18 protein-coding genes and 1 pseudogene are annotated in these 21,885 nt (G+C 54.3%); 5 read left to right on the top strand and 14 right to left on the bottom strand.

The annotated features are described in order from the left end of the window. Positions 1-469: M20/M25/M40 family metallo-hydrolase (locus tag ACI9KD_RS12665; RefSeq protein ID WP_414981539.1), on the top strand; the 469-nt coding region annotated here is incomplete at its 5' end. A 7-nt stretch (positions 470-476) separates the two neighbouring features. Here the strand turns inward: ACI9KD_RS12665 and ACI9KD_RS12660 are convergent. The 8 genes from ACI9KD_RS12660 to ACI9KD_RS12625 form a co-directional block, all read right to left on the bottom strand. Beyond that, positions 477-1,886, bottom strand: coding sequence for an MBL fold metallo-hydrolase RNA specificity domain-containing protein (locus tag ACI9KD_RS12660; RefSeq protein WP_414981538.1), 1,410 nt, complete (start codon positions 1,884-1,886; stop codon positions 477-479). A gap of 152 nt (positions 1,887-2,038) precedes the next feature. Continuing rightward, positions 2,039-3,100 (bottom strand): class I SAM-dependent methyltransferase, encoded by a 1,062-nt coding sequence (locus tag ACI9KD_RS12655; protein ID WP_414981537.1) that lies wholly within the window; start codon positions 3,098-3,100, stop codon positions 2,039-2,041. A gap of 162 nt (positions 3,101-3,262) precedes the next feature. Further along, complete coding sequence (locus ACI9KD_RS12650) at positions 3,263-6,379, bottom strand: efflux RND transporter permease subunit (RefSeq protein ID WP_414981536.1); 3,117 nt, start codon at positions 6,377-6,379, stop codon at positions 3,263-3,265. Continuing rightward, positions 6,372-7,634 (bottom strand): efflux RND transporter periplasmic adaptor subunit, encoded by a 1,263-nt coding sequence (locus ACI9KD_RS12645; protein ID WP_414981535.1) that lies wholly within the window; start codon positions 7,632-7,634, stop codon positions 6,372-6,374. Before ACI9KD_RS12645 ends, ACI9KD_RS12650 begins: the two co-directional genes overlap by 8 nt. Before the next feature lies 1 nt (position 7,635). Beyond that, positions 7,636-8,973, bottom strand: coding sequence for a TolC family protein (locus ACI9KD_RS12640; protein ID WP_414981534.1), 1,338 nt, complete (start codon positions 8,971-8,973; stop codon positions 7,636-7,638). 746 nt (positions 8,974-9,719) lie between these two features. Beyond that, the gene (locus ACI9KD_RS12635; protein ID WP_414981540.1) at positions 9,720-10,013 is read right to left on the bottom strand and encodes an ATP-binding protein; all 294 of its coding nucleotides are present in this window, start codon (positions 10,011-10,013) and stop codon (positions 9,720-9,722) included. A gap of 215 nt (positions 10,014-10,228) precedes the next feature. Then, positions 10,229-11,548, bottom strand: coding sequence for an aminotransferase class V-fold PLP-dependent enzyme (locus ACI9KD_RS12630; protein ID WP_414981533.1), 1,320 nt, complete (start codon positions 11,546-11,548; stop codon positions 10,229-10,231). Positions 11,549-11,612: 64 nt separating this feature from the next. Further along, on the bottom strand, positions 11,613-13,037 hold the full coding sequence (locus tag ACI9KD_RS12625; protein ID WP_414981532.1) for a M24 family metallopeptidase: 1,425 nt from the start codon (positions 13,035-13,037) through the stop codon (positions 11,613-11,615). A gap of 202 nt (positions 13,038-13,239) precedes the next feature. On the opposite strand from ACI9KD_RS12625, the gene ACI9KD_RS12620 reads away from it, so the two are divergent. Beyond that, on the top strand, positions 13,240-16,359 hold the full coding sequence (locus ACI9KD_RS12620; RefSeq protein WP_414981531.1) for a WD40/YVTN/BNR-like repeat-containing protein: 3,120 nt from the start codon (positions 13,240-13,242) through the stop codon (positions 16,357-16,359). A gap of 12 nt (positions 16,360-16,371) precedes the next feature. Here the strand turns inward: ACI9KD_RS12620 and ACI9KD_RS12615 are convergent, their stop codons facing one another. Both ACI9KD_RS12615 and ACI9KD_RS12610 read right to left on the bottom strand, forming a co-directional pair. After that, positions 16,372-17,013 (bottom strand): lysoplasmalogenase, encoded by a 642-nt coding sequence (locus ACI9KD_RS12615; protein ID WP_414981530.1) that lies wholly within the window; start codon positions 17,011-17,013, stop codon positions 16,372-16,374. After that, entirely contained in the window at positions 17,014-17,175 is a 162-nt protein-coding gene (locus ACI9KD_RS12610) for a hypothetical protein (protein ID WP_414981529.1), read from the bottom strand. 294 nt (positions 17,176-17,469) lie between these two features. Here ACI9KD_RS12610 and ACI9KD_RS12605 point away from each other — a divergent pair. Together ACI9KD_RS12605 and ACI9KD_RS12600 are read left to right on the top strand one after the other, a co-directional pair. Next, positions 17,470-17,664: pseudogene (locus tag ACI9KD_RS12605) on the top strand (TusE/DsrC/DsvC family sulfur relay protein); the annotation flags it as partial. A gap of 13 nt (positions 17,665-17,677) precedes the next feature. Continuing rightward, on the top strand, positions 17,678-17,905 hold the full coding sequence (locus tag ACI9KD_RS12600) for a DsrE/DsrF/DrsH-like family protein (RefSeq protein WP_414981528.1): 228 nt from the start codon (positions 17,678-17,680) through the stop codon (positions 17,903-17,905). 95 nt (positions 17,906-18,000) lie between these two features. Here ACI9KD_RS12600 and ACI9KD_RS12595 read toward each other — a convergent pair whose 3' ends face one another. After that, complete coding sequence (locus tag ACI9KD_RS12595) at positions 18,001-18,447, bottom strand: hypothetical protein (RefSeq protein WP_414981527.1); 447 nt, start codon at positions 18,445-18,447, stop codon at positions 18,001-18,003. Positions 18,448-18,547: 100 nt separating this feature from the next. Here ACI9KD_RS12595 and ACI9KD_RS12590 point away from each other — a divergent pair, with 100 nt between their 5' ends. Beyond that, positions 18,548-19,327 (top strand): hypothetical protein, encoded by a 780-nt coding sequence (locus ACI9KD_RS12590; RefSeq protein ID WP_414981526.1) that lies wholly within the window; start codon positions 18,548-18,550, stop codon positions 19,325-19,327. A 22-nt stretch (positions 19,328-19,349) separates the two neighbouring features. Here the strand turns inward: ACI9KD_RS12590 and ACI9KD_RS12585 are convergent, their stop codons facing one another. From ACI9KD_RS12585 to ACI9KD_RS12575, 3 genes are all read right to left on the bottom strand, one after another. After that, positions 19,350-20,561: an esterase/lipase family protein gene (locus ACI9KD_RS12585; RefSeq protein ID WP_414981525.1), complete on the bottom strand. Its 1,212-nt coding sequence runs from the start codon at positions 20,559-20,561 to the stop codon at positions 19,350-19,352. A 14-nt stretch (positions 20,562-20,575) separates the two neighbouring features. Beyond that, on the bottom strand, positions 20,576-21,145 hold the full coding sequence (locus ACI9KD_RS12580; protein WP_414981524.1) for a hypothetical protein: 570 nt from the start codon (positions 21,143-21,145) through the stop codon (positions 20,576-20,578). 173 nt (positions 21,146-21,318) lie between these two features. Then, positions 21,319-21,885 (bottom strand): ABC transporter permease (locus tag ACI9KD_RS12575; protein WP_414981523.1); only part of this gene is annotated, 567 nt, incomplete at its 5' end.

Below are 21,885 nucleotides of genomic sequence, written 5' to 3'. Positions count from 1 at the left end.
TCCGGGTACCCAAGTGGGCACTGTGGGGCGAATTCAGGCTTTCCCGGGCGCGCCTAACGTTGTTCCCGGTCAGGCGACGATGAGCCTGGAGATTCGTGACTTGAGTATGGATAAGGTGGGTTTGCTCTTCGATCGAATTGAGAGCGCTAGTCAGGTGCTCGCTAAGGAAACGGGCGCAAAGATTAGCTTTCAACAGTTTTACGAGTCCATGGCAGCGCCGACTAACGAGGCGATTCGCAAGATAATTGAAGCCAGCACTGACTCATTAGGGCTTAGCCATCAAAGAATGCCCAGTGGCGCGGGTCACGACGCGCAGAGCCTTGGCCCTATCTGTCCCATCGGCATGATTTTTGTCCCGAGCCGAGATGGCACTAGCCACGCGCCATCGGAGTTCACAAGCCCGCAGCAGATCACTAACGGAGCCAATGTTTTGCTCAAGACCTTAGTCGGTGTTGATGCAGAGCTTTGATAGCGGCTCAGAATTCAACGCGTTGTCCCCGCTCGGGTATCTGTACCTCGCAGTTCAGCTCCTTGCGAAGCCTCGCGGCGAGTACCTGCTGCGCTCTTTCTTCACCATGGATTAGGAGTGTTAGTGGATTAGAGCGAAAGCCCGCGCGCCAGTCCACTAGCTGTTGTTGCCCCGCGTGAGCGGATAAGCCCCCGAGAGTCGCTATACGCGCCTTGACGATGTACTCCTCGCCAAAGAGACGGATGTGCGTAGCACCATCTACGAGAAGCCGTCCGAGGGTGCCCTGCGCCTGAAAGCCCGCAAAAATGATGGTGTTGCTCGCCTCCCAAATCCCCTGTTTAAAGTGATGGCGTATGCGTCCACCAGTGCACATGCCGCTGCCTGCGATGATGATCGCGCCACGCTGAATCCGATTGATGGCCATAGACTGTTCGGTATCGGGCGTGAGAGATAGGGTAGGCAGAAACTCTTCGAGAGAGGTTTTATGCAAGTCGTCCAGTGCACGAATATCCTGTGTATCGAGCAACTTAAGCCAGTGATCGTAAACACGGGTGACGCTAATCGCCATGGGGCTATCGAGAAACACCCGCCAATGATCGAGCTCCCCTCGTTGATGCAGGGTACCAAGGTGGAAGAGCATTTCCTGTGTGCGTCCGACAGCAAATGCCGGAATCATGACGTTGCCTCCCCGGGCCCAAGTCTCCTGGAGAATGTCTCTAAGTTCTGTGAGTGTGTCGCTTTCGGGCCGGTGATCGCGGTCGCCGTAAGTGCTCTCCATTAGCAGTATGTCGGCCTCCTGTAGCTCTGCAGGTTCTCGCATAAGAACGGAATCGGTCTTTCCCAGGTCCCCGGAAAAAACCAGGCGCTTTTGTTGTCCGTCTTCCTCAAGCAGCAACTCAGTGATGGCTGAGCCTAAAATATGTCCCGCATCGTGAAAGCAAAGGCTCGCTGTCTTGGTTTCACCGAGCGCGTAGTGCTTTCGATACTCAATACCCACGCACGCCGCGAGCGCTGCTTCTACATCCTCCACGCCATAGGTCGGTTCGATCAGCGGACGGCCCCGGCGCGCGTTGCGACGATTTTTGTGTTGTAGATCTCTAAGGTAAAGGCCCACGGCATCGTGAAGCATGATTTCGAGTAATTCTGCGGTGGCAGGGGTGCAATAAATCGGACCGCTAAAGCCGCCCTGAAAAAGTTGCGGCAGTAGCCCTGAGTGATCGAGATGAGCGTGGGAAAGTATCACCGCATCTATGCTTGCCGGGTCAAATGCGAAGTTCTCGTCGTGGAGTCGATCTACGGCATCCCCGCCCTGATGCATACCGCAATCCAGTAGCACTCGCCCGCAAGATAGAGACTCCAACAGATGGCAAGAGCCGGTAACCTCACGTGCGGCACCATAGCTGGTGATGCTGGCCATAAAATTCTCCGCTAACTTTGCTGTTTTTATCAATCTAGCGGATTTTTGGGTCGGAGCACTGCGTCAGATCAATGTCAGGACCAATAGCCGTACATCAGCAGTGCCCACAGCAAAGCAACGCCACTCCCGCGAGCCCGCGGTCGGGAATTTCTCTATGCGCGAGCCTCCAGTACGAGATTAGTGGATGAGGTCGTCGCAATGCGTACGGAAGTGAATCCAGCTTCTTCAAGCACCTCGGTAAGACGCTTGGGACCGGCTTGCGCGCCCAAGCAAAGCCCGACCTCTTGTGAGCGGGAGTTCGGTAGACAGATGAGAGTCGATGCGGCATAAAACACCCCGCCTAATGGGTGAAGGTTATCTTCAGTTTTATCGCCAGCGAGAGGCTCTACCACCATCAAGGTTCCACCCGGCGCGAGAGCTTCGCGCATGTGTCTCGCTACGCCTACCGGATCGCCCATGTCATGCAATGCGTCGAAGATGCAAATGAAGTCATAGCCGCCGTTGGCTGGGATGGTGCTAGCGTCTGCTTCGGCAAAGCTAATATTGTTTACCGATGCGGCCTCGGCTTTTAGCTTGGCGTCGGCGATGGATGGTCCATGAATGTCATATCCAAAAATTGTGGAGCTTGGGTAGGTCTCTGCCATTAACACAGAGGTAGAACCATGGCCGCAGCCAACGTCAGCTATCTTTGCCCCGGCTTTGAGTTTTTCTTCAACGCCATCCAATGCGCAGATCCAGTTTTCGACAAGGTTGGCTATGTAGCCGGGACGGAAGAATCGATCAGTTCCGCAAAACTGGCAGGGGTGCTGTTCGCCCCAGGGGCGGCCTTTTCCCGTGCGAAAAACATCGACAGCGGTGTCGTGCTCTACATACTGCGCAACAATTATCTGAAGTAGGCCCTGCATATTCGCAGGGCTGTCTTCTGTGGCGAACACTGCGATCTGCTCGGGTGATAGAAAAAACCGCTCCGACGTTGCGTCATAATTGACGTAGTCGTTGGCTGCGTTGGCGGATAAGAGTTCCTTTAAGTAGCGTGCGTCAACACTGGCAATTGACGCAATTTCCTCGACTGAGCGGGGTTCTCCATCAGCCATGGCACGATAGACCCCGGTTTGGTCTCCTATGTAAGCGAGCAGGCCGGCAAAGGCAGCATTAGCATTTCCAACTACTTTTCCAGCGAGTGCCTCAAGTTTTTCCATATCTAACTCTGTCATGACTCAATCCTTTTTTTTTATTGGGTAGGCTCCGCTTGTCGACGGCGCTCAGAATCGGTCAGAGCAATAAAAGACTCTGACTGATTATTGAGTATAGAAGTGCAACTCGGGATTGCGAGGTGATTTATGAACACTGCGGGGCTGTGATTTGTGGCCCGCTAGCTAAGCCCCACGCTGCTTCCAGATCACGTAGATAGCGGGTATCACCAGTAGCGTGAGTAGCACAGAGCTGATCATCCCTCCAATCATAGGCGCAGCAAGTCGGCTCATTATTTCGGAGCCAGTGCCACCCCCAAAGAGAATAGGGAGTAGGCCCGCGATGGTCGCGCCGGCAGTCATGAGTACCGGGCGCACCCGCAGAACGGCCCCCTCAAGTATGGCGGCTGCGATGGAATCCCTAGACAGATTTTCCCCATCAGTTCTCTCTTCGGACAGCAGTGTGTTCCAAGCCTGATCCAGGTATACGATCATGATTACGCCGGTTTCGACCGCCACGCCCGCGAGCGCCACTAGGCCCACTCCCACGGCGATAGAGAAGTTGTAATCGAGGAGATACATTAACCACGCGCTCCCCACGAGCGCCAGAGGCAGAGAGCCCATAAGAATGAGTACGGGCGCGAAGGCCCTGAAGTTCATGTAGAGAAGCAGGACAATAATAGCCAAGGTGAGAGGCACCACATAGTTAAGTCGGGCTTTTGCACGCTCCATGTACTCATACTGCCCAGACCAGGCGATGGAGTAACCGGGTGGTAAGACCAATTCACTGGCCACTAACGCGCGCGCGTCCGACACGTAGCTACCGATGTCAGAGGTATCTAGATCGATGAAGGTCCAGCCGTTCAGGCGGGCGTTTTCGCTCTTGATCCCCGGGGGGCCATCCTCCACCCGTATATCGGCTACGTCGCCAAGCGCGATTCGTTGTCCCGAGGGCGTCACCACCGGAAGCAGCGCGAGATCCTCGGGTGACTGTCGATAGGATTGTGGGTAGCGCAGATTGACCGGATAACGCTCTAAACCTTCGACCGAGGTGGTAACGTTCATACCTCCAATCGCCGTGGCAATGATCTGCTGTACATCGGCGATGTTCAGGCCGTAGCGAGCTGATCGGGCACGATCAATATCTACCATGATGTAACGCCCCCCGGTGACTCTCTCGGAGTAGACCGATGCAGTGCCCGGCGTATCTTTCAAAATGCTCTCAAGCTGCCGTCCGATGTCCTCTATTACTGTGAGACTCGGTCCGGCTATTTTGATTCCCACCGGAGTCTTTATGCCGGTGGCGAGCATGTCGATACGTGTTTTGATCGGCATAACCCAGGCATTGGTGAGTCCGGGGATTTGAACCACCTTATCGAGTTCTCGTCGTATATCGTCAGAGCTTATGCCGGGTCGCCACTGGTCCTGGGGCTTGAACTGAATAAAGGTTTCGATCATTGTCAGCGGTGCCGGGTCCGTGGCGGTCTCCGCTCGTCCAATCTTGCCAAAGACGGTTTTGACTTCAGGGATAGTGCGAATCAGCTTGTCGGTTTGCTGTAAGAGTTCTCGCGCCTTGCCTATGGAGATGCCGGGATAAGTGGTTGGCATGTACATGAGGTCGCCCTCATCGAGGGGTGGCATGAATTCGCTGCCGGTTTGCGATAGCGGCCACAAGCCACTCATCACAATAAGCGCTGCTGCGGCTAGCGTAACTTTTGGGTGTGCCAGTACTGATCTGAGCAGGGGCCTGTAGCTAGCAAGGATGACGCGATTGATCGGATTTTTGTTCTCGGGAAGGATTTTTCCTCGGATAAAGTAGCCCATAAGAACCGGCACAAGCGTCACAGCAAGTAATGCCGCTGCCGCCATGGCATAGGTTTTAGTGAAAGCCAGCGGAGCGAACATACGACCTTCCTGCGCTTCGAGGGTGAACACGGGAATAAAGCTGACAGTAATGATCAGCAGGCTAAAGAAGAGCGCGGGCCCGACCTCGACGGCTGATTCGGTGACTATGCGCCAACGGTTCTCGGGCGTAAGCGGAGTGCGCTCTATGTGCTTATGCATGTTCTCGACTAGCACAATGGCCCCATCGATCATTGCACCTATGGCGATCGCAATGCCCCCCAGGGACATTATGTTGGCATTGAGTCCCTGAAAGTACATGACGATAAACGCCATGAGTATGCCCACGGGCAAGCTGATGATCGCCACCAGCGATGACCGGAGATGGAATAAAAAGAATAGGCAAACAAGGCCGACCATCAGTAGTTCTTCACCGAGCTTTTGCCACAGGTTTGTAACAGCGCGCTCGATCAGGCCCGACCGGTCATAGACCGTTACCAACTCAACGCCTTCGGGAAGGCTGGATTTGAGTTCGTTCAAGCGGGTCTTTACGGCAGCGATAGTCGTTTGCGCATTTTCACCGGAGCGCATAACAATGATGCCGCCCACGACCTCACCTTCACCATTGAGTTCGGCAATACCCCGGCGCATTTGTGGTCCGGTTTGGATCTCGGCGAGATCCTGAAGGAGTAGGGGTGTGCCGTTTTGATTGACGCCCAAAGGAATGTTTCCAAGGTCCTCTATAGAAGAGATATAGCCCGAAGCCCGCACCATGTACTCGGCTTCTGCCATCTCTATCACCGACGCGCCAACTTCCTGGTTGGCTCTACGGATGGCCTCCTGCACATGCGCCAGTGGAATATTAAAAGCACGCAAACGATCGGGATTTACAATGATCTGATACTGCTTGACCATCCCGCCTACGGCCGATACCTCAGATACGCCGGGTATGCCTTGTAACTCATACTTTAGAAACCAGTCCTGCAAACTGCGGAGTTGGCTGATGTCATGCTGTCCTGTTGGATCGGTCAGGGCATAGATGTACACCCAGCCAACACCGGTCGCATCGGGTCCGAGCTGAGGTTTAGCGGTTTCCGGTAGTGATGGCGCCACCTGACTTAGATACTCAAGGACGCGACTGCGCGCCCAATAGAGGTCCGTGTCATCATCGAATATCACATACACATAGGAGTCACCGAAGAACGAGAAGCCCCTGACAGTCGTTGCGCCCGGTACGGAGAGCATTGCTGTGGTCAAGGGGTAGGTGACCTGATCCTCGACAACTTGTGGTGCCTGACCGGGATAGTTTGTTTTGATGATCACCTGTACGTCTGACAGGTCCGGTATGGCGTCGACAGGTGTGTTCTTCAGTGAGAAAAGACCGACCCCGACGATCATAGCCGTAGCCAGAAGAATGAAGAATCGATTGCTCACCGACCAGCGGATAGTCGCTTCAATCATGATGCGAGCCTCCCGGGGTATGCTCTGACTTCGGCTTATGGTTCTGGCGATCGCCCCCGTCGTGATCCATACGCAGGAAGTCTGAGGTCTTACTGGACTCGGAATCCAGAAGGAACTGGGCAGAGACGACGATCTCCTCACCCTCGGACAAGCCTTCTATAACTTCAACTTGAGTGTTGGATATTCGACCGGTCTTTACCGCGATGGACTTAAAGCGCCCCTTGCCCAAAGCAACCACTACCCGATCTTGAGAGCCTGTTCGGATAAGTGCTTCTTTGGGGATGATCGTGCGTGGCTGCTTGTCTTCGAAGTGGATCTCTATCTGGGCGAACATATTTGGCCGCAGCTCCCCGTCGCTGTTAGCAAAACGCAGTCTCACTCGGAGAGTTCGGGTGGACGCGTCTAGTGTGGGATAGATGTAGTCGACTTGCCCCTGCCATTTGCGGCCCGGCAGGTAATCCAGATGCATGGTCACCGGCTGTCCCAGTTTCACCAGGGCTGCCTGACTTTCAAATACCTGAGCCTCTACCCATACCTCATCCAGTGCGCCGATGGACATCAAAGTGGTGTTGGGCCCGACAAAGAAGCCCTCTCTTATATTCAGGTTGTCCACGACGCCTTTTTGCGAGGATCTGAAGGTCACTGTTTGCTGGACTTGGCCACTGCGCTTGAGTTCAACGATAAAATCTTCGCTCAGTTGTAGAGCAAGGAGGCGGTCTTCGGCGGCTTGCACGAGTCTTTCGTTGTCCCGACGCAGAGCCGAGATCAGTTCCTCCTGGGCGTTTACCAGTTCCGGAGAATACAGATCGTAAAGCGGCGCGCCTCGTTCGACCGGGTTACCTGCAGCGGTCACGTAGAGTTTTTCAATCCAACCCTCAAGCCGCGGGTGAACGTGTATGAGGCTATCCTGATCGTACTGAACGTAACCGACGCTGCGAATCTCTTCGTGCAGAATCTCTCGGGATACACGCGTCGTTCGCACGCCCAGGTTGTTAACAACCTGGGGTGAAATCTCTACTACACCAGTATCGTTGCCGCTGGGGTACACGGGCACAAGATCCATTCCCATGGGTGACTTGCCGGGTTCGTCGCGCCGATAGTTGGCGTCCATGGGAGCAACCCAATAGAGGGGTGCGTCAGGATCAGGGGCCGTCGGATCGGCGGATTCGGCGGATGGCTGCTGTAACTGAGATAGCCCCAGGCCGAGCACGGCTCCCGCTACCAAAACAAATCCATACTTTACGAGACTGTTCATTTCATTTGCCCTCCAGGTTGTTGCTGGACGCGAAGAAGTAATTGAGTTGTGCGATGGTTTTTTGCCGATCCACAGCGATGTTTAACGAATCGATTTGCGTATTGAGCTCGCCAATTTTGGCTCTTACAGCTTCAGCAAAGTCGCCGTCATCGTTGGTATAAGCCTCCATCGTGGCCTCTACCTGTGCTGTCATATCGTCGAGTAAACGAGTGTGGTACAGGGTCTGGCGCTGATTTAAACGTTGCAGCCGAGCGTGCAGGGTTGTCATTTCGGCCACCATCTTGCGCAATAGAAGTGCACGTTCCGTGCGTACGGACTCGGTGGTGGCCGTGGCAGAGATCACCTGTTGATCCTGGCGATTCGACGTGAACAGCGGTAAGTCGAACGACACACCAAAGGAAAAAAAGTCAGCGCGAGACCTGCCTATGGGGTCGTCATCTCGATAGCCATAGCTCGCATTCAATCGCCACTCGGGTCGGTAGTTCTGCTCGGCAAGCTTTATAGCCGTACTGCTGGCTGCGAGCCTCTGATCCACATTTTTTAGCGCTGGATGCTCTCGCAGAATATTCGCCAGGGATTGGGGGCTGGGTGTTTGTTCAGAGGAGGCCAGCTGCGGCGCCATGGGCGAGATCTCCGGAAGCGCCTGTGGAAGTACGTAGCTAATGCTGCCAAAGTTAGTGGCATCGGCGTTTAGTAACCATTGATTGAGCCTGGAGAGCGCGATTTCCTGCTGCTCCTGGAGCGATACAAGTCGATCTTCAAGCCGGGTCAGTTCGAGCTGCGCATGAACCAAGTCCTGCTGCCGTGCGCCCTTGATCGAGTTCACATAGCTCGATTCCGCGATGTCCACTAACTGAATAAACAGATCGGTGTCTTGCTCAATTAGTTTGATCGTCTGGGACGCACGCCAGGCATCAAGCCATAGCCCGGATACTTCGGCTGCGACGCGTGCCCGACGATCCGCACGCTGGTAGGGATGTTGATCGCCCATCAATAACAGCTGCTGCTGTTGCAGCGCCCGACTGTCGCCCCGCGGGAGTGCTTGACTCACTCCAACTCGAAACTGGGTCATGGGCTCCTGATCAAAGTTAAAGGTGTTCGTGGGTAAATTGGCAAAACCTGCGCTTATCATGGGATCTGGCAGAGCAGCCGCCGTCGTGCTTTGAGCCTCCAATGCCTGCTGGCGATACAGGCTTCCCTGTATCCAGGGATCCTGCTGCTGGGCACGCTCTACAGCGTCTCTAAGACTAAGCTGGCCGTTGTCCCCACTGACTGTTTGGGCCAATAGAAAGGCCAGTAGTGGACAGAATCCTCTGCACAAAAGTTCTATTGTTTTCACGTTCGTTTCCGCCGTTGTGTTGCCGGATGCATCGCAAAACTAAAAAGAGAGCGTTGTTGTGATGCGGAGTGTCTGATGCCTGACTGATTTCAGGCCTTAAAAGCTGTTAGTCGCCAAATTTCAGGCGCAGCTATCCTGGGGAAACTATGCTGAGGGTGGGCGGTAAAGCGAGGAGGGGGACCAGTGGGGATCCGCTGTAACAGCTACGGTTTTGTATGGCGCTGTTGAATCAGCAGTCGCTCCAAAAGCGACGGAGCTCAAGGCGCTGGGAGACGTACAGCCGTTTTGAGAGCAGTAGCCCCCGTCACAGCAATCGCTTGTTGGAACATCAGAAGATGACGTGTCTGTCGTTGTGTGATGCGCATGATGATCGTTGCCATCTACTTGCATGGCTGTCATCGACGCCTTAGAGCCGTGCTCGCCAGCGGACATTTCGCAGGGTGACGCGATGGAGGCAATAGATTGCAGTGCAAGCATGCTTGCACAAAAGAGCGCGATTATTTGATTGCGAATCTTCACGTCTAAGTCTGCTGGGCTTACGCCTTTGATGCCTCTACTGAAACAGAATTACGATCACCAAGCTGCATTACATCGCTATTTGCTTGCGTAGGTCAAGGAGGCAGATCGCACGATCATACAGGTTGAGGGGGGCAGAAACTGAAATGTGCGTCATGATTGTTTTCGCTGCGTACAGCGATCTGTGAGCGCTGTAACTCCACAATCCGCTTGACGATGGCGAGCCCGAGTCAGTTCCCAACGGTCGGTGATTCCGTATTCGGTTTGTAAAAGCGCTCAAATATGTGGGATATGTCCTTCGCGGATATTCCTCCACCGTTATCCGCCACCTCGACTCGAACCTGGGTTTGATCGTGGATGAGGGCCTGAATCAACTCCATGGCCGGGAAACGCCCCCACTGCGGTTCAACATTGCCGGACTCACGTGTCGACAATTCAAACAGCTCGCCAATCAGCTCATTACGCCGAAGGCAGTGTTTGCGGCCCGTTCTTACGCAGTCCTGCTCCAGGTCTTTGACCAACACAGTTGCCAAGAAACCCTGTATTGAACTGACGGCTGGGTGCCGCGTATCCAGACTTATCGCGTCCTAGTAGCTGCCTTGTCGATACTCCCGCACCTTACTCCCGAGACGCTACCGACGACTTCGTCATTGCCTTCGGTGCCCGCGTCGTAGGCGTTGACGGGCGCTCGTCGGCGCCGCAGTGCTAGCGAGGAGGACAAAGGAAGCGAGAGTTTTGTTCATGGCGGCATCTCCGGGGTGGTATGCAGTTGTTCCATCGCAGCCGTGAGTGTTCTTATTTCTTTGGCGCTACTAAAAACCTGTGGTGTGATCCGCACGCAATGACCGCTGGCTAACCCCTTACGGACTACGGTGAATATACCGAACTCTGTTTCGAGGCGTTGCTGCAGATCTTTTGCTTCGCCTGCGCTGGACTTGCCGGCCAGACGGAAAGCGCCCATGCCTGTCCGTGAGGCCTCATCGGAGCCACCTAAAACCTCGATGTGTGGCATTTTCTCTGCCTCATCAGTCCACAGGCGGCGCAGGTACCTCAGTCGGGCTTCTTTGTTAGTACCGCCGATAGATGCATGAAAATCAAGGGCAGCGGGAATAGCCAAAACTGAGGCGAAGTTCGCGGTTCCCGTATGGATGCGAGCCGCCGCTTTGCTGTGGTCTGGATCCGTATCACCTGGGTAGGGTGCAATTTTTTGCAGGGTGCCTCGACGCATGTACAGCACGCCGATACCCACGGGACTTCCGATCCATTTGTGCAGATTAAATCCTGCCCAGTCCACTCCCAGATCGCCAATTTTGTAGTCCAGGAGACCCCAGGATTGGGCGCTGTCACAAATCACGTCGATGCCCCGTTGTCGGGCTTCGGCGCTAATAGCCGCAACCGGGATCACCAGTCCATGTTGGTTGCTGACGTGGGTGAGCAGTATGAGTTTGAGATTAGGGTTGGCGTCAAAGGCCTGTCGATAAAGGTCGAGAATATCCTGCTGCGTGGCTCGCGAAGGAAGGTTGATGAGTCGAGCCTGAACTCCCCGTGATTCCTCCAGCCAATGCATCGTGGTCTTGAACTGCGGGTAGTCCACGTCCGCATAGAGCACAGCATCGCCTTTGCTCAGACCCTGATATTGGCGAATGAGGTTGTGGATCGCTTCGGAGGCGTTGCGCGTCAACACGATCTCGTCTTCGTGAGCGCCAAGAGCCTGCGCGATACGTTGAACAGACCGTTTTGCATCGGCCGAGTAGCCCTTGCGGCCGTAGTATGAATTCTGCGCGTTAACCATGCGGGTGGCGTCGAGGTAGACCTGTTGCACGGGTTTGGCCATCTTGCCCCAGTAGCCGTGCTCAAGATTAACAATACCCTCGGTGCGGTCGTAATAGGTCGCGACCTCACGCCAAAAGTCTTCGTTCTTTGCGAGCGCTGAGGAACTTTGCCCTGCGGGGGGGACAGGCATCGAAGGACGCTGGGCGGCTTGCAGTCCCAGTGCCGGTATTGCAGCGGCGCCGGCGGCAAGTGCTGCCAGCACCTGCCTGCGTTTAAGATTTGCCATGCTTCGATGCGCTCCCGTTGTGATGCTGGTAGTTACTCGATCGTCTTAGTTAACACGGCGTCTCTTAACGAATCAGATAAAACGACTCCTGCCGCCCAAGAATCCATTCCCAGCCTTCCTTCGTCAGGAGCGCGTCTTCTTCCATGGAGAACTTGACCGGCTGGTTGTCCCACTCGGGCACGGGATGAACGACGTTAAGCTCCACCGAGTGCCAGGTGTTGGCCTTGAATGTCATTTCTCCTCGCACGGGAACGCCCTCCTGGTAGTCGGTCATGCCCAGAGGAGCGCCTGCTGCATGACCGTGATAGCCAATGGAGTGCCAGTAGACTGTGGCATCCAGGCCTTCCTTTTTGGCTTTAGCCAGCGATGCAGCCAGGGCATCGTTGCCCGTGCGTCCCACTTGGGATTCGGCGCGGGTGATGTCCTGCAGACGCATAGAGGCACGCAGGCCTGCCTGCAGGCCCTCAGGCGGTTCTACCTCGCCAGGACGCAGGACGTAGGCGTTGTGTTGGGTATCTGTAGCAAAGCCAAGGTAGTGAATGCCAAAGTCTGTCCACAGCATGTCGCCACGCTGGATGACGGCATCTCCGCTAAAGCGTCCTTCTTCGCCTTTTCTCTGAATACCCACAGAGGGATGAAACCAGCCTCCGAGTCCATATTCTGCTACCTGCTGGCGCATCCACCAGCGCACGTCGTCGGCGGTGGTAACCCCAGGCACAATTACCTCATTGGAGAACGCCCGTCCAATTACCGAATGCGCGACGCGCATTATGTGACGATAAGCATCGGTCTCTTCTGGCAGGCGTGTCTCAAGCCAGCCGACAACAAGCTTTTCTGCACTGACTATTCGGTCGGTGTAGCCTTCGAGCCCTGCGTATAGGGCATCTCGTTGAACGGCAGTTAAACCATCGGCGTGGTTCCATCGCTCGGACATGTTAATGCCGATTTTGCGCGGATTGCGTTCCTCAACCAGGGCACGCAGTCCCTCAAATTGCTTCTCATTATGCGTCGGCACGACGGTATAGAGATTCTGATAGTTAAAGCGACCTACCGAGAGCGCCTCGACACCCAGTTCTTCGCCGCGATCGTGAAATACTAAGATGGTTCGGCGACGGGAGGAGTAGGTTTCGAAGGGGGCGAGGGAGCGAAACACTGGATCATCATTGTATTCCCTAGAGACGATGACCCACATGTCTATGCCTTCGCGGCGCATGATCTCGGGGAGGATCGTTTTAAAGCGGGTTTCCAGCCAGCCCCGTACCATCTTTGCCTGCTCGCGATGACTAAGAACCCGCTCCTCCGGGACGAATGACGAGCTCATAGGCACCAGGTAAGGACGCTCGGCTGGTTGTTGAGAGCCCTGAGACTGAGCCGTCATCGGCATCGCCAATAGCAGCAAGGCCGATACCGCCACGCACAGGCTACGGCCAGTAAGTGCCAAAGCGGCGGTTATAGAAGAGCGCAGGCAGAGTGTTATCGATTGAATCATCAGCAGGTAACCACATCAGTGTGTTGGGGAATGCCTAAAGTGTATACGAGTATCGCTCTCTGGCTTTAGTGTTTGCAGCGGTTCTTTAAATTCACGGGTCTCGCCTGCTTCCAGGTGCTCACTAAGCAGCTTCTTGAGCTGTAGTGAGTCTGCGTCTCTCTGTGATAGTTTGGGTTTTCTACACTCACAGCAAAATATCCCTATGAAAAACCTATTCCCCCTGTTGCTTCTAGTCGCGTCCGCCATGTTGCTGCCTAACACCGCAGCTGCACAAGAAGCCCAGTTTGAACAAAGCGTCGTTAAGGGTATGGAGTGGCGGAACATCGGCCCAAATCGCGGCGGGCGCTCGCTGGGAATATCGGGTAGCCCCGGCAGGAAGAATGAATACTATTTTGGCGCCGTCGGTGGCGGCCTTTGGAAGACTGTAGACGGTGGTCTTAACTGGAAGCCCGTAACGGATGGGCAGCTAACAAGCTCCTCTGTAGGTGCTGTAGCGGTGGCTGAGACGAACCCTGATGTGGTGTACATCGGCACCGGTGAGACACAGTTGCGCGGCAACATCATGCAAGGCGATGGCGTTTACAAATCCATTGATGCCGGCGAGACATGGGATAACGTAGGGCTTCGTGACACGCAGGCCATTGCCAGGATTCGGGTGCACCCTACTGACCCTGATGTTCTGTTTGTGGCGGCGCTGGGGCATCCTTACGGCCCCAATAAAGAGCGTGGTGTTTTCCGTAGTAGAGATGGCGGCGTAAGTTGGGACAAGGTTCTTTATGTTAGTGACAAAGCCGGCGCAGCAGATCTCATTATTGATCGCAAAAACCCGGATACCTTGTATGCCTCTATTTGGGAGGTGTATCGCACTCCCTGGAAGATGTGGGGCGGGGGCGGCAAAAGCGGCCTTTGGAAGTCCACCGACGGTGGTGATACCTGGAAGGAGCTGACCAATAATCCCGGTATGGCGAAAAAGCCCGTGGGTAAAATTGGCATCACCGTGTCGCCGGTCAATTCAGAGCGGCTCTGGGCGGTTGTTGAATCCGCAGAGGGCGGCGTGTTTCGCTCAGACGATGCCGGTGATACCTGGGCCTTGGTGAATAGCGACAGAAAGTTACGGCAGAGAGCTTTTTACTACAGCCGAATCTACGCTGATCCAAAAGACGAAAACACCGTGTATGCACTTAATACCGGGTTTTATAAGTCGACTGACGGCGGAGAAACCTTTGACGTAACGATCAAGGTTCCTCACGGCGACAACCACGATCTATGGATTGACCCGAGCAACCCTCTGCGAATGGCGAATTCTAATGATGGGGGCGGCAACGTGTCCATCAACGGTGGGGAATCCTGGACGGACCAGAATTTTCCGACTTCACAGCTCTACCACATTATGGTCACCAAGGATTTTCCTTATCACGTATGCGGTGCGCAGCAGGATAACTCCACGCTGTGTGTTCCCAGCGAAGGTTGGGATTTCAAGCAGGCGAGGGGGCCTTCGTCCGAATACTATTATCCGGCGGGTGGCGGCGAGAGCGGTTACATAGCTCAACATCCAGAAAAACTCGATTGGTTTTATGCCGGTAGCCAGGGTGCTCTTTTGACAAAATTCAATCGGGCTACAGGTTATCTGCGCGATGTGCAGGTGTACCCACGGTTCTTCTCTGGTGAGCCTGCCAGTGCGTTGCCCGAAAGATGGCAGTGGACTTTTCCCATCGTGTTCTCGCCCGTGGATTCCAAGCGCTTATACACAAGCTCCCAGCACGTTTGGGTTAGCGAAGACGAAGGTCAAAGTTGGTCAAAGATTAGCCCTGATCTGACCTATGCCGACCCTAAAACCATGGGTGAAACCGGTGGTGTCATTACTAACGACATGAATGGCCCAGAGATTTATGCGACGGTGTTTTCCCTGGTCCCATCGCAGCATGATGTAAACACGCTCTGGGCTGGCTCCGACGATGGGCTCATGCACATTACGCGTAACCATGGTAAGTCCTGGGAAGACATTACGCCCCCGGATCTGCCCAAGGATTCGCGCATCAGCATCATTGACGAGTCCCGCCATAAGCCGGGCACCGCTTACATCGCAGTAAAGCGCTACCAGATGGATGATCGTAAGCCCTATATCTGGAAGACATCAAACTTCGGCAAGTCCTGGACCAAAATTGTTGCAGGGATTCGCGAAGACGACTTTATTCACACGATACGAGAAGACTCGGTAAAACCCGGCCTGTTATTTGCTGGGGGAGAACATGCCGTTTATGCGTCTTTTGATGACGGTGCAAATTGGCATTCGTTACAGCTCAACATGCCTGATACACAAATTGCCGACTTGCAGGTGACCGACAAAGATTTGGTGGCCGGTACTCACGGTCGATCTATTTACATCCTCGATGATATAGCGCCTTTGCGAGAATACTCCTCACAGATCGCGGGCAAGGCCTTTCATTTGTTTGACCCTTTGTATGCCGTGCGCCGTGTGTCGGAAGCATCGATTCAATACTACCTGGCAGAAGAAGTGGAAGAGGTTCAGATATCGATAAGCGATAGCAAGGGAAGAGTGATTGTCGAAAAGATTGGCACCGAGGCTGACCCCGAGCCTGTTGATGATCCGCAGGCGGAATGGTACGGGGCTTTGCCCGTCGAGCCGACGACGGCCAAAGGCTTGAACGTCTGGTCCTGGAATAACCGCTATGCAGGTGCAGCGGATTTTGAAGGCATGATTATTTGGTCCGCTAGGCCACAGCTAGGGCCCATTGCGCCTCCCGGAGAATACACCGTCAAAATGACGGTGAACGGAGACACGCAGACCAAGACCTTCATGCTGAAAGCCGATCCGCGCTTTGACGTGCCGGATGCGCATATTCAGGAGCAATTTGAATTTACCGTAAAGGTTCGGGACGCTCTGGATGACACTAACAAAGCGGTTATTCGCATTCGCCAGCTAAAAACCCAGATTGATGATCAGTTGGGTGAGGAAGGAGTGTCTCCGTCGAGATCGCTGGTCCGAGTTACAGACGACTTTAAAGAGCAGCTCAGTCGCGTAGAGCAAGCCCTCTACCAGGTAAAAAATGTCAGTGGTCAGGACCCGCTTAACTTCCCCATCAGACTCAACAACCGCTTGGCCTATCTGCAGAAAAGTGCCGAGAGTGGAGATGGGCTGCCCACGCAAGGTCAGCTTGATGTGTATGAACTGCTCAAAGGCGAGTTGGACGATCATCTGAGCAGCTTGGATCAGCTGATCGTCAGTGATCTCTCCAAAGTAAACAAGGCGCTCACAAAGGGTGGTTGGTTGGCAGTCGTTGATGGTGAAGGAGAGATTTAGGGCTTTAGCGTTCTAAGTCAGACTGACACTCCAGGCGAGCAGCAACTGAGAGCCGAAGTACAGCGGAATGCCCCACAGTCGATTAGAGAACCTAGGACTGAAAAACTGGTTGCGCGCGACGGATAAATCAGAGATCGCAAAGCCCCAGGCTCCAAGGATTATCCATGCTCCTGGGCCTGTACCCCAGGAGCTACTCGCAGCGATCAGCATGGCGCAGATCACCGCTACGTAGGCGCAAACAGGCGCTTTCATGTTGGGCGGAAGGTGAGGCCATAGCCAGCGTAGGCTAATGATCCCGAGGGCCGCAACGGGCAGTAGACTAATCAGCATAGCCGACTGCTTAGGCGGTAGTTGGAGAAACGCCAGCGCAAAAAGCAGGTGGCCGAGCAAAAAACTGCTCAACCCTGCGATGAAGGTGTTGTCGTTTGCGGGGATCAAGAGTACGTCGCCAAACAGGCAGAGAATCAATCCACTCAGTAGTAGTAGTCCATAAGTGGATTCAAGGGCGCCTGCCTGCAGAGCCAAGGCGACAAAACACAGGGACGCAAGGGGTTTGAATAGCCATTCGAGCTGCGGCGCTCGCTGATCAGCGAACAGCATGGCCGCCACCGAAAGTGTGGCAAGTAAAACTATGTAGGTTGGTAGGGCTGCCACTTAGATGCTTGCTTTACTGAATGCAGAGCGGAGCAATCCGAATCCGCCCAAAGCAAAAAGGCTTGCGGCAACCGCACTAATTTGACGTTTTGTTTTTCTATACCAGGCCATGACAAAGAAGACGAGGGCGATGCTCAGAAGAGATAATGGGTCAATCATCATTGTGTATTACTTCCATCCCTGGCTTGCGTATCAACGCTGAAGTCGAACTCTGTGATAACGCCCTCCCGGTGCTTGGCGGTAGGGAAACTTCATTGCACACCTATAGGCCTGCACTATAGCGCACCGAAATGGTCCTTACGCGCCCGATAGACAGGGCTGCATCGATGCACGCCGCTGATATGTCTAGATATGACAACGTCTGCCTCGCTTGACGCAAATCAACGGTATGGAGCTGTGAAGTAGGTAGCCTGATCGCTAGAAGACTAGGTTCGCACGTCAGGTGATGAATGGGAGCTCACTGATCGCCAGATGCAGGTCGTGAACTTTATGCGTGATCGCTACATAGAGGACGGAACGGTGCCCACCATACGCTCACTGGGTAAAGTGTCTGGAGTGGCTATTAAGGAGCTCTATCAGCTTTTTCCAAAGGCCCCGGCCAAACTCGCTGCCAAGATTGGTGGCATTCCTAAACCACGGGGCTGCATTTAACAGGGGTAAGACTATGTCTGAAGCTATTGAAAAAGTTTCCATTGTCCTTTCTAAAGGATCGCTGGAAGGCATTTACCCTGGCCTGATTATGGCCAACGGAACGCGAATGGAGGGTATCGAGGGTATCGAGGCGAATTTGTTCTTCACCTTCTTTGGCCACGATGCTCGGCAGCTTACCCGGCGTCTCTGGCGCGGGTATTTACCGCCGCAAGGCATCAGTCGATATGTTTCATCTGAGTGAGGATGACTCCATCGAACAGATGACGGGCGTCGTCACGGTAGGAGAGTTCTACGAGATGGCCGCCGCTGGGCAGATCATTTTCACCTAAGCATTTTTCAGTGCATGTCCGCTGCGGCTGCGGCTGCGCTGCGCCGTCGCTGTAAGACCAGATATCCCCATACAATGATCATCACGACCAAGTAGACGGCGACAGACATCGCGGCCATATCAAGCTCAGACCCTACTTTTGTACTATCCCTGACCTTGATCGACAGCAGCAAACCTAGGTACACCATAACTGTCGATGCCGAGAGTATGCACATTACATAGGCCCAGAGTCGGCCCAGCCATAACCATCTAAGGCAGGCGAGGCTGATAAGCCCGGGCAGTGCCACCAGCAGGCCAGTAGTGATCAGTGACACGAGGCGATAGGTGAGGGGGGCGTCGTTGGCCAAGGCAGTCGAAATTATCCCATACAGGTGACCGCCGCCCATCAACAACATTAGCGGTCCCAGTAGTAGGGCAGTCAGTGTGGCGAACTTAGCAGGCCATGTGTGGGTCATTCGTAGAGTTCTCGGTGACCATTCTTTTCACATTCACAGTAAGATAGCACAGAGGCCGATTGCGGTGAAAGTTTCGGCAGTGACAACGGATGAAAGTGTTATGAGCGAACAAATACTAAAAATTTCTGATGACTTCTGGAGCATTCGCGGCGACTTTAAAATTGCGGGCATTGTGAACATCGGTACGCACGCCTCTTTGCTGCGGCGCGGGAATGGCAAGTTTGTGCTGCTCGACGCCTATACATTGCGGGATGAAGTGAAAGCGGAGGTCGATGCGCTTACTAATAACGGCGATGACATAGAAGCGATTATTAATCTGCATCCTTTTCATACCGTGCACGTAACAAAAGCACAGGAGCAATATCCAAAGGCCAGGCTTTATGGGACGCGGCGGCATGTTGAGCAGTTTCCGGACCTACCCTGGCAGTCACAGCGCACAGAGTCTGACGCTTTTGCCGAGCTGTTTGCGGACGACCTGGCGTTCTCCGTTCCTGCGGGGGTGGATTTTATCTCGAGTAACGAGCACCTGCACTTCTCCTCGGTACTTGCCTATCACAAAGCGTCCAGGACGATTCACTCGGACGATACGCTGATGTATTTGCAATTGCCGGGGCTGCTGGGAAAGCTTAAGCAGCCGGAGGTCACGTTTCACATGACCCTTGCAAAGACGCTGGAAAAACGCCCCGGCGCAGTTGCGGACTTTCGTGCCTGGGCGATGGCTCTTGCAGAGCAGTGGGGTGATGCGGAAAATCTATGCGCTGCACATTCCTCCGTTTTGCTGGGCAGTGATAACAGTGGCGTCTCGATTGCCGGCAGAATACTGGCCGCATTGCAGAAAGCGGAAAAGACATTGCAGCGGCATGAGAAAAAGTTTGGGTGAACTGACTGCGCCGCAGATCTCTCTATGCCGCTTGAAACCATTCGATGACCTGCTCGTGCACGCGGGGATCATCGAGTAGGTCCAGGTGGCTTTTCTCGGTGTAAACGCGGCAGTTATCGGGTTTGATATGCAGTCGATGTAGATCTTCTTTATGAACGCCGGTAGCACTGTCTAGCCGCACTAGTAGATCCCCAAGAATATGGCCCAGTACATCATGGTGATCTCGTCCAATAGTGGCCGCGATAAAATAGTATTCAACCTCAGCGAGTAATGGCACGGGACGCCGATTGTCCTGTCGAGCAACATCACAGCACTCATCTTGCCAGTCCTCATCAAGAAGGTTGCCGTGACGAAGGTCTTTGAGTCCGACGCTGCGTTTTTGCGCGAGTGCCAGCGGAGCAACGTAGGGGGATTTTTTTAGCAGTATGTCTAATGCGTGCCCGGCCTTGGCGACGTGCGAGCCGTGGTGCGGTGTGCCCAGACAAAGCACCCGTTTCAAATGTTCCAGCCAGGCGTTGTCCTTTTGCTGCGCATACCAGCAGGCGCTGCGGATCACCAGGCCGCCCATGCTGTGCCCAATCAGCGACAGCGATTCCACCGGTACTGGCCATTCGGCGCAAAGCGTTTCCAGCATGGCGGCGAGTTCCCGGCCGTTTGTGGAGATATGCCGGCCGGTGTTGTAACGCAGGTGGAGCGATGTGCAGTCCAGATTTTTTGTCAGCTTCGCATCCAGGCTGGGCCTTTCTTTGCGGGACCAGTTCAATTCCGAATGGCATAGCCCGTGTACCAGTACCACTAGGTGTGGACTTGCTGACGGAATCGATTCCCCAAGCGCGCATCTCTCAAGCTCAACTGCGTCACCATTGTTTAGTAGCGTCATGGGAATGGCTAAGGGGTTCTTGCTGTCCTCAAGGTGGTCGCCAAGGACGCCATTGAGCGTAGCTCGAAAGCGAATGTCCTTAGATTGGTCAGGTGTATCGCTGTTTCCGGGGTTCAGTAGATCAAAGGAATGGTTTACACCTTTTTGTAGCGACCGGTTAACGCGGCGAATGACGTCATAGACAGCGGTTGCGATGGCACCGTGTGCGTAGGTCTTTTCTTGAGGTGGCGGCGACCATACAAAGGCGCGTCGAGCTATGGTTTCGTGCATGTCCTCTACGGTGTTGCTTATAAGATCCACAGACTCAAACATTAACCGGGTAGTGCCTTGCACGGTCTTAATTGACGGATTCATAGAGCTACCTTTGGTTACTTATGTGATTTAACCCTAAGCGAAGCCACCTGTTTACTCGACGGCTTCGTTGCTGATCGAGCAGTGGATTTTCTCTTGGAGCTAGGTTTTTTTTCGGTCACGGAAGCGGTGGCGGCCGACGGGTCTGTGGTCTCCGCCGATAAGGTTACGAGGCAGGCCTTACACAGGAATGTCGGTCGCGGGGTTACAGGTACTCCGACGGAGGCCTGTTCACCCCGGGGCAGAATCGCGTTGCACTCTTCACAAATGCCATTGCGATTGAGCGTCAGTTCCTGCCAGCCAACGATTGCCGGCGCCTCAGCTTCAGAAGCCCTGTCTGCGCTTTGATTTGCCTCTCGGGCTTGTGGTGCTTGTTTGTTGAGAGATCTGGCCAGGTGTGCGCTGTCGGCGACCACGTCCTCGACCAGGTCAAAGGTATTTAGGAGTACGTTGCGAACCACGGTAGAGACCGATAAGCCCAGTTGTTCGGCCCTGCCTCGCAATTCGGTGTCCAGGTCCTCGGGGATGCGTGCCTGTAAAACTCTATCTTTGGTGCGCTGGCGTGCCTTGCGGCGACTTACTGTCATACATACTCCCATGCCGTTGTCGATAGCAGAGGGCCGGAGCTTAGAAAAATGTAATACAAATGTCAATTATTGTATTACAAAGTGTTTTTGATGTGAGGCTCCTAACTATTATTACAGTAGCTAGGAGTGACCTTTGGGATCTGTGTATCGTCGCTCATGTGCACCCCTTGTTTTTATTCGTATCGAAGAGCGTCGATAGGATTGGCGCGAGCCACCCGGACAGCTCTACCTGCCAAGGTAAGCGATGCGAGGAGGTTAGGCGCAAAATCGAACACGCTTTCCTCCATCTGCACCAGCATGCTGATATTCAGATGCGATGTGCGGGGCAGCTCCTCAATAACGCCGGTTACGCTGACCTCCACCGGCTCATCATTCAGACAGCAGAGGGTTATCACCTCGCCAATTACGTCAGTGCGTCCAAAGTACTTCATAGCCGTTGTGGAGGTGATCACCAAATCGCTTGGACTGTCAAAGGCCGTTGAGGGGTCGCCATATACCCAGGGAAGCGCAAATACCGCAAAGAAGCGTGGGTCAGCGAACATCACTGATTCGCTAAACACTTTGTCGCCAACGGTGACGGGGGGCTCTAACGTTAGCAGCCTAACCCCGGACTCCACGAGATCCGGCGCGTAGCTCCTCACCGCCTCCATCATTCGGCCGGCGGATCGCACGGTGAGAAGTGGCGGCGCGTCCTTGGGTCTGTAGGCCGAGTGCAGTCGGACTATTCGGTCGGCATGCTT

Origin of the sequence: Congregibacter sp. (assembly GCF_047617445.1) — a bacterium.
Taxonomy (GTDB): Bacteria; Pseudomonadota; Gammaproteobacteria; order Pseudomonadales; family Halieaceae; genus Congregibacter.
This window is presented reverse-complemented; position numbering and strand designations above follow the sequence as displayed.

What these genes read in the sequence shown, in the direction of transcription:
- ACI9KD_RS12585 (WP_414981525.1), bottom strand. Translation starts at nt 20,561, where the DNA reads ATGAATCCGTCAATTAAGACCGTGCAAGGCACTACCCGGTTAATGTTT.
- ACI9KD_RS12630 (WP_414981533.1), bottom strand. Translation starts at nt 11,548, where the DNA reads ATGGCAAATCTTAAACGCAGGCAGGTGCTGGCAGCACTTGCCGCCGGC.
- ACI9KD_RS12620 (WP_414981531.1), top strand. Translation starts at nt 13,240, where the DNA reads ATGAAAAACCTATTCCCCCTGTTGCTTCTAGTCGCGTCCGCCATGTTG.
- ACI9KD_RS12590 (WP_414981526.1), top strand. Translation starts at nt 18,548, where the DNA reads ATGAGCGAACAAATACTAAAAATTTCTGATGACTTCTGGAGCATTCGC.
- ACI9KD_RS12600 (WP_414981528.1), top strand. Translation starts at nt 17,678, where the DNA reads ATGTCTGAAGCTATTGAAAAAGTTTCCATTGTCCTTTCTAAAGGATCG.
- ACI9KD_RS12625 (WP_414981532.1), bottom strand. Translation starts at nt 13,037, where the DNA reads ATGATTCAATCGATAACACTCTGCCTGCGCTCTTCTATAACCGCCGCT.
- ACI9KD_RS12655 (WP_414981537.1), bottom strand. Translation starts at nt 3,100, where the DNA reads ATGACAGAGTTAGATATGGAAAAACTTGAGGCACTCGCTGGAAAAGTA.
- ACI9KD_RS12610 (WP_414981529.1), bottom strand. Translation starts at nt 17,175, where the DNA reads ATGATGATTGACCCATTATCTCTTCTGAGCATCGCCCTCGTCTTCTTT.
- ACI9KD_RS12660 (WP_414981538.1), bottom strand. Translation starts at nt 1,886, where the DNA reads ATGGCCAGCATCACCAGCTATGGTGCCGCACGTGAGGTTACCGGCTCT.
- ACI9KD_RS12650 (WP_414981536.1), bottom strand. Translation starts at nt 6,379, where the DNA reads ATGATTGAAGCGACTATCCGCTGGTCGGTGAGCAATCGATTCTTCATT.
- ACI9KD_RS12595 (WP_414981527.1), bottom strand. Translation starts at nt 18,447, where the DNA reads ATGACCCACACATGGCCTGCTAAGTTCGCCACACTGACTGCCCTACTA.
- ACI9KD_RS12645 (WP_414981535.1), bottom strand. Translation starts at nt 7,634, where the DNA reads ATGAACAGTCTCGTAAAGTATGGATTTGTTTTGGTAGCGGGAGCCGTG.
- ACI9KD_RS12580 (WP_414981524.1), bottom strand. Translation starts at nt 21,145, where the DNA reads ATGACAGTAAGTCGCCGCAAGGCACGCCAGCGCACCAAAGATAGAGTT.